Genomic DNA, 7,667 nt, shown 5'->3' with positions numbered 1-7,667 from the left:
CATGCTCTCCTTCAGCTCTGTCACCGTCCGCCTTGGCGGGCGCACCATCCTTGATGGCGTCTCGGCTTCGCTGCCGCCGCGCGCCTGCATCGGGCTGATCGGCCGCAACGGCGCCGGCAAATCGACTCTGATGAAGGCCATTGCCGGCCAGCAGGAGCTGGATGCCGGCAGCATCGACATGCCGCGCGCCACCAAAATGGGCTATATCGCGCAAGAAGCACCGTCGGGGCAGGGTACCCCTTTTGAAACCGTGCTGGCCGCCGACACCGAGCGCGCCGCGCTGATCATCGAAGAAGACACGTTGGCGGCCAGCGCCGCCGATCCGCTGCGGCTGGCCGAAGTGCACGAACGGCTGGTGGCCATCGATGCCTATGTTGCGCCGGCGCGGGCCGGGCGCATCCTGGATGGCCTGGGTTTTGATGCCGATGCCCAAAATCGCGCGCTCGACACTTTTTCCGGCGGCTGGAAAATGCGGGTTGCCCTGGCGGCATTGCTGTTCAGCCAGCCCGATTTGCTGCTGCTGGACGAGCCATCGAACCACCTTGATCTCGAAGCCGCCATGTGGCTTGAAAACTTCCTGAAAACCTATCGCGGCACCATCGTGCTCATCAGCCATGAACGCGATCTGCTGAACAACGTGGTCGATAACATCCTGCATCTCGAACAGGGCAAGGCGACGCTTTATGCCGGCAATTACGACAGTTTCGAACGCCAACGCGCCGAACGGCTGGCGCAACTGGCTGCGGCGCGCGAATCCCAAGCTACGCAGCGGGCCAAATTGCAGGATTATATCGCGCGCAATTCAGCCCGCGCCTCGACAGCCAAACAGGCCCAAAGCCGCCAGAAGGCACTGGCCAAGATGCAGCCGATTGCCGAAACAGCTGTCGATCCCAGCCTGAAATTTGATTTCCCGTCACCGCAGCCGCTCAAGCCGCCACTGGTGCAATTGGACAATGCGGCGGTCGGCTATGATGGCACGGCGATCCTGACCGGCCTTGATCTCAGCCTGGATCCCGAAGACCGGCTGGCGCTGCTTGGCCGCAACGGCAACGGCAAGACAACGCTGGCGCGGCTGCTGTCCGGGCAATTGCCGGCAATGGCTGGCTCCAAACACGCGCCGGGCAAGCTGCGGGTGGGATATTTTACCCAGTATCAGGTTGAAGAACTCGACCGGGACGACACGCCGCTGGAGCATATGACCCGGCTGATGCGCGGCGCCAATCCGTCGGCGGTGCGTGCGCAGCTTGGCCGCTTCGGCTTTACCGGGGCCATGGCCGAACAAAAGGTTGGCCACATGAGCGGCGGCGAGCGTGCCCGGCTGGCGTTGGCGCTGATCACCCGCGATGCGCCGCACCTGCTCATCCTGGACGAACCGACCAACCACCTTGATGTCGATACCCGCGAGGCACTGGTGCAAGCGCTGAATGGTTTTGAAGGCGCTGTTGTGGTCGTCAGCCATGATCGCCACATGATCGAGGCCAGCGCCGACCGGCTGGTGCTGGTGGATGGCGGACATGCCCGCAATTTCGATGGCAGTATCGATGATTACGAAGCGTTGATCGTTGGCGGCGCGGGCCGCAAATCCGAAACGCCCAAGTCAGCCGCACCCGCCGCGCCGCGCGAAGACCCCAAGGAAGCCCGCCGCCGCGCCGCCGCGCAGCGCGAAGCCACGCAAGCGCTGCGCAAGGCATTGACCGCTGCCGAACAGCGCATTGCCCGCCTGACCACGGAGCGTGACGGCCTGGATGTGCGATTGGCGCTGCCGGGGGCCAACACCGCCGTCCTGCTCAAGCAGCGCGGCCAGATCGACGCCAATCTGACTGTGGCCGAAGCCGAATGGCTGGCCGCAAGCACGGCGCTGGACGCCGCGAACCCCGGCGGGGCCGGCGGCAAATCCAAGCCGGCCTGAAGCATCTGCGCAGGGGCTTTGCGCAGGTGCCCTGTCAGGCGTCCAGCGCGTCAGCCTCGATCGACGTGGCATGGCTCTGGATGAACTGGAACCGATGCTCCGGATTGCGTCCCATCAGCCGCTCGACAAGATCGGCAACATCGGCGCGCGCCTCGGCATTTTCGGGCAGGCGCGCGCGGATCAGGCAGCGGCTGGCCGGGTCCATCGTGGTTTCCTTCAGCTGCTGTGGGTTCATTTCGCCCAGGCCCTTGAAGCGGCTCACCTCCACCTTGGTCCGGTTTGAAAACACGGTGCGCATCAGTTCGGCGCGGTGCGCATCGTCGCGGGCATAGGCAACGGTGCCACCAGCGGCCAGGCGATACAGCGGCGGCTGCGCCAGATACAGGCGGCCGTCGCGCACCAATCCGGCCATTTCCCGAAAGAAGAATGTCATGAGCAAGGTGGCGATATGGGCACCATCTACATCGGCATCGGTCATGATGATGATGCGCTCATAGCGCAGGCTTTCCGGGCGATATTTGTCGCGGGTGCCGCAGCCGAGCGCCTGGATGAGATCGCCGATTTCGCTATTGGCGCTGATCTTGGCGGTGTTTGCCGATGCCACATTCAGGATCTTGCCGCGGATCGGCAAAATGGCCTGGGTGTTGCGATTGCGCGCCTGTTTGGCGCTGCCGCCGGCCGAATCCCCTTCCACGATGAACAATTCGGTGCCCGGTGCATCGCCGCGCGCGCAATCCGTCAGCTTGCCGGGCAGGCGCAGCGATGATTTGCTGGTGGCGGTCTTGCGCTTGACCATGGCTTCGGCGCGGCGGCGCAGCCGGTCTTCCATCCGCTCCAGCACAAAGCCCAGCAACGCCTTGCCGCGTTCGCCATTGCCGGTCAGCCAGTGATCGAAATGATCCTTGATGGCGTTTTCCACCAGCCGCGTGGCTTCCGGGCTGGTCAAACGATCCTTGGTCTGGCTTTGGAACTGCGGGTCGCGGATGAACAGCGACAGCATCAGTTCGGCACCGGAAAACACGTCTTCGCCGGCCAGTTCGCCGGCTTTCTTGTTGCCGGACAAGGCAGCGAAATTGCGCAAGCCGCGTGTGAGCGCTGTCCGCAGCCCGGCTTCGTGGGTGCCGCCATCCGGCGTCGGGATGGTGTTGCAATAAAAACTGGCAGAGCCTTCGCCCCATTGCGGCCAGGCACAGGCCCATTCCACCGCGCCCATCAGCTTGCCATCGGCGCCGGCGGCAAGATCGGCGCGGCCAGCAAACAGCTCCGGCACCACCAGCGCCCGGTCATCAAGCCGTTCGCGCAGGTGATCGGCCAGCCCGCCCGGAAAGGTGAACACCGCTGCCTCGGGCACGCCAGTTTCCAGGCGCGCCGCCGCGCAACGCCAGCGGATTTCAACGCCGCCAAACAAATAGGCCTTTGATCGCGCCAATTTGTAGAGGCGGCTGGCCCGAAAGGCCGCATCCTCACCGAAAATCTGGGCATCGGGATGAAAGCGCACCGATGTGCCGCGCCGGTTGGGTGCTGGCCCCAGTTTTTCGAGCGGACCCAGCGCCAATCCGCGGGCAAAACGCTGGCGAAACAATTCCCGGCCGCGCGCCACTTCGATGGTGGTATCATCCGACAGCGCATTGACCACGCTGATGCCCACACCATGCAAGCCGCCGGACGTGGCATAGGCCTTGCCGCTGAACTTGCCGCCCGAATGCAGCATGGTCATGATCACTTCCAGCGCCGATTTGTCCGGAAAGCGCGGGTGCGGATCAACCGGTATGCCGCGACCATTGTCGATGATGGTCAGGCTGCCGTCTGCCTCCAGGCTGACCTCGATGCGGTTGGCATGGCCTGCCACAGCTTCGTCCATGGCATTGTCAAGCACTTCAGCGGCGAGATGGTGCAGGGCGCGTTCGTCGGTGCCGCCGATGTACATGCCGGGCCGGCGCCGGACCGGCTCCAGGCCTTCCAGAACTTCGATATGGCTGGCATCATAATCGGCAGAGCTTTGGGTGGCGGCAAACAAATCAGACATGCCACCGCTATAGCAGCCACGGCCGGCTTCGCCACCCGGCTGGCAACCGGCAAATTTTGTGAATGATTTTTGAAATCTTACGGTTCGGACAGGAACTACGCCATTTTCCCCATTGATATCGATCGTTGTGCAGTGCAAAAGGATCAGGCCGTTATGGCGATCCTCCCCAAGGATTTACTGGGGCCGAAACTCAGGTTTCGGCCCCTTTTTTTTGGTTTCACAACGGGTTGGCTCTGTTGCGGGTTCTGGGAATGGCCTGGCGGCAAAATTTCGCAGCTATTGTGCGTCGCACCAAATCGCTCAAGGGAGGAACGATGAAGTCGGCTTCCTGTGGTGCCGAGCTGCTGCAAGACGTCTCAAGCGTGCCGATCTGGTGACCTGCAAAAGCCTGCTCGTGTCCATCCGGATTTTGGTTTTGTATTGCGGCCATTGCAGCGGCAATCTTCACATCCGGGCAATCGCAATGGCGGCGGTCATGGGCAAAACAACGGCAATCGCCGGGTTCCCCACGAACCAGGACGTCACCCCGCGGGACCGGTGCTCGTGCCGCCCGCAGAGGATCTGATGGATATAACAGGCGCCGCTGCATATGTTGAAGCTATCGCGTCTGAAATATTGCCTGTTTTCTCAAAAATTCAATAATGTGAAAACAGAACGCACCTACCGCAGCCGTTGTTCAAATTGAACGAATATCACAGGGCATCTTCGTTCCGTTCGCCAGTTCGAATACGCACTGCGGTTTCGATCGAAGACACAAATATCTTGCCATCACCGATCCGATCAGTGCGGGCCGCATTTGAAATTGCTTCGATTACGCGCTCGACCTGATCATCTTGAACAACGACTTCCAATTTTACCTTGGGCAAAAAATCGACAACATATTCGGCGCCGCGATACAGTTCTGTATGGCCTTTTTGACGGCCAAAACCCTTGGCTTCCGTCGCAGTGATGCCTGACACGCCGACTTCATTCAGTGCTTCCTTGACCTCGTCAAGCTTGAACGGCTTGATGACTGCTTCGATTTTTTTCATCTGCTGCTCCTGTATCCGGCAATGGTAGTGGCGCCGGCAAACCGGCCACCCAAATTGGCCACCATGAATGCGCGATCATGTGTTTGTGCCATCTGGCGGGAGCGCGCTACCGCAATTTGCCGTATATGGCTGGCTCTGCGCAAAGCGGGTAGCCGCCAATTGGCGGACAAGTGTGAAGCGGCGGGCGTGAAGTGGCGGGTGATTTTGCGATGGTTAACCGTGATGCACCGTCAAACGCCGTATGTTGAGCGGCTTCGTAACGGCGCATTCAGATGCGGTTGAAAGCCGGTCCGAAACCGCGTTCTGTGTGACTGGCAATTGCTGATCCGGCAGATTGCTCGGCCGGGCCATGTTAGCAACTGCGGCCCGGCTCTCTGTTGGCGCCACAGCGGCGAAGGTTTCGGTGGTTTTGATCGTTGGCGAGGTTTTTCTATCAACAAGGTCTGGCACGATCAATTTCAATGCCAATCACGGTCAAATGCAAGGGAAGTGTATGAAAACGATACTCAATCTTTTACGGGTGACTGCCATCGCCGCCCTGGCATTGGCAGTGCCTGCGCTTGCGGCGGATGCCGTGCCTGTGCCTGTGCCTGATAAAGGTGACACAGCCTGGATGCTGGTTTCAACGCTGCTTGTCCTGCTGATGATTCTGCCGGGCCTTCAGCTTTTTTACGGCGGCTTGACGCGCTCCAAGAACATGCTGTCCACCATGACGCAAATCGGGGCAGCCACCTGCCTTGCCATGTTGCTGTGGGTGGTGTTCGGCTATTCGCTGGCATTCGGGCCAGATAGCGCCGGCGCGCTGAAGCCGTTCATCGCCAGCCTTGATCGGCTGTTCCTGGCCGGCATCACGCCTGATTCCACGGCCGCGACCTTCACTGATGGTGTGGTCATTCCCGAATATGTGTTCGTCTGCTTCCAGATGACGTTTGCAGCCATCACCGTAAGCCTTGTGCTGGGTTCGGTGGTTGAGCGCATCAAGCTGTCGGCGGTGTTGGTGTTCACGGCGGTTTGGCTCACCATCGTCTATCTGCCGATCGCGCACATGGTTTGGGCAGCATCGGGCCTGTTTTTCGAAATGGGTGCCCTGGATTTTGCGGGCGGCACAGTGGTGCATATCAATGCCGGCGTGTCAGCCCTGGTTGCGGCGCTGATCCTTGGCAAGCGTATCGGTTATGGCAAGGAAACCATGGCGCCGCATTCGCTGACGCTCACGATGGTTGGTGCCGGCATGCTGTGGGTGGGCTGGTTCGGGTTCAATGCCGGATCGGCGCTGGAAGCCAATGGCTCGGCGGCGTTGGCGATGATCAATACGTTCGTGGCAACGGCTGCGGGCGCCCTGGCGTGGCTGCTGGTTGAAAAGCTGGCTGGCCACAAGCCGTCATCCCTGGGCCTGGCGTCGGGTATCATTGCCGGGCTGGTTGCGGTCACGCCTGCGGCCGGCAATTCGGGTCCGATGGGTGCCATCGTGCTTGGTGCGGCAGCGTCCGTGCTTTGTTATTTGGCGGTGGCGGTGTTGAAGCCTCGGCTTGGCTATGACGACTCGCTGGATGCATTTGGTATCCACGGCGTGGGTGGGATTGTCGGCGCAATCGGAACCGGTGTCGTTTACGCACCGTCGCTGGGTGGGCCCGGCCCGGCTGATTTCGATATGGTCAGCCAACTTGGCGTGCAATTCGCCGCTGTCGCGACCACCATTGTCTGGGCGGCTGTTGGCACCGCGATCGCAATCTACGTAGCAAAGGCTGTGACCGGGCTGCGTGTGAGCGTAGATCAGGAGCGAGAAGGCCTCGATCTGGGCGAACACGGCGAGCGCGCTTACAACAACTAATAGATAAAGAGCAAATTCGAGGCCCGATCTGAAAAGATCGGGCCTTTTTTTTGGTCAATAATGGGTCAAAATTCTAATACTATATATTCAATTACGCTTTTTAACGTAGATATGTTTGAGCGTAAAAATGTCATGCGATATTGGCGTGGTTCTACTGCGCTGGGCGCAAGCCGGATTTTCAAAAAAAGGACCTTACATGTTCAATCGATCATTGTTGCCGCAACTGAAGTGCGGCGCTGCAATCGCGGGCGTCATGGCCTTTTGCGTTGGCCCGGCTGCGGCACAGGACGCACCGCCGGCTTTGCTGCCCGCAATCACCGGCGCACTTAGCTACAATCCCGACCCGATCAGCTTTGATCTTGGCGGCAGCAAAATCTATGTTTCCGGCATCGCCAGCGGCTATCTCGGTACCCAGTCCAACACCACGCCCGGTGTTTCCAGCAGCTTTGCTGATGTGTCGAACGCGCAGGTGGTCATCCAGAAGGTCGACGGCGTTTTTCAGTTCCTTGTCCAAGCTGGCCTGTACAGCCACGAAACGCTGGGATTGCCCTATGCGCGCGCGACCAGCTACACCGATGCAACCTATGGCCCGGTGCCGCAGGCTTGGCTCAAGATCGCACCATCATCGTCCTTCAACGTGCAGGCCGGTATTTTGCCGACCTTGATCGGCCTGGAAGCGCCGTTCAGCTTCCAGAACATGAATATCGAGCGTGGTGTGTTGTGGGGCCAGGAAAATGTCCTCACGCGCGGTGTGCAAGCCAATGTTGCCTCTGGCAAGATCAGCGCCTCGCTGGCGCTCACCGATGGGTTCTTTTCCGGAAAATTCAACTGGTTGAGCGGCTTGGTCAGCTATGTCGATGGGCCGCACAG

The 7,667-nt window shown here is 60.3% G+C and carries 7 protein-coding genes; 3 read left to right on the top strand and 4 right to left on the bottom strand.

Annotated elements, in window-relative coordinates:
* Position 1 precedes the first annotated feature (1 nt).
* On the top strand, positions 2 to 1,909 hold the full coding sequence (locus tag ABWP50_RS08730; protein ID WP_353217611.1) for an ABC-F family ATP-binding cassette domain-containing protein: 1,908 nt from the start codon (positions 2 to 4) through the stop codon (positions 1,907 to 1,909).
* A gap of 34 nt (positions 1,910 to 1,943) precedes the next feature.
* Here the strand turns inward: ABWP50_RS08730 and parE are convergent, their stop codons facing one another.
* From parE to ABWP50_RS08710, 4 genes are all read right to left on the bottom strand, one after another.
* The gene (parE, locus tag ABWP50_RS08725) at positions 1,944 to 3,935 is read right to left on the bottom strand and encodes a DNA topoisomerase IV subunit B (RefSeq protein WP_353217610.1); all 1,992 of its coding nucleotides are present in this window, start codon (positions 3,933 to 3,935) and stop codon (positions 1,944 to 1,946) included.
* 217 nt (positions 3,936 to 4,152) lie between these two features.
* Positions 4,153 to 4,383 carry a hypothetical protein gene (locus tag ABWP50_RS08720; protein WP_353217609.1) on the bottom strand — a complete coding sequence of 77 codons (231 nt, stop codon included), beginning with the start codon at positions 4,381 to 4,383 and terminating at the stop codon, positions 4,153 to 4,155.
* A gap of 244 nt (positions 4,384 to 4,627) precedes the next feature.
* Positions 4,628 to 4,966 carry a P-II family nitrogen regulator gene (locus ABWP50_RS08715; RefSeq protein WP_353217608.1) on the bottom strand — a complete coding sequence of 113 codons (339 nt, stop codon included), beginning with the start codon at positions 4,964 to 4,966 and terminating at the stop codon, positions 4,628 to 4,630.
* A gap of 213 nt (positions 4,967 to 5,179) precedes the next feature.
* Positions 5,180 to 5,434, bottom strand: a complete 255-nt coding sequence (locus tag ABWP50_RS08710; RefSeq protein ID WP_353217607.1) for a hypothetical protein — start codon at positions 5,432 to 5,434, stop codon at positions 5,180 to 5,182.
* Positions 5,435 to 5,459: 25 nt separating this feature from the next.
* Between ABWP50_RS08710 and ABWP50_RS08705 the strand changes: the two genes are divergently transcribed.
* Positions 5,460 to 6,797 carry an ammonium transporter gene (locus ABWP50_RS08705; RefSeq protein WP_353217606.1) on the top strand — a complete coding sequence of 446 codons (1,338 nt, stop codon included), beginning with the start codon at positions 5,460 to 5,462 and terminating at the stop codon, positions 6,795 to 6,797.
* A gap of 196 nt (positions 6,798 to 6,993) precedes the next feature.
* Positions 6,994 to 7,667, top strand: a 674-nt coding sequence (locus ABWP50_RS08700; protein WP_353217605.1) for an outer membrane beta-barrel protein, incomplete at its 3' end; no start/stop codon positions are given.

The sequence above is a fragment of the Sandarakinorhabdus sp. genome (assembly GCF_040398645.1).
In the GTDB taxonomy this organism is placed as follows: Bacteria; Pseudomonadota; Alphaproteobacteria; order Sphingomonadales; family Sphingomonadaceae; genus Sandarakinorhabdus.
Note: the sequence above shows the minus strand (reverse complement) of the source record. Positions and strands in the feature narration are given on the sequence as shown.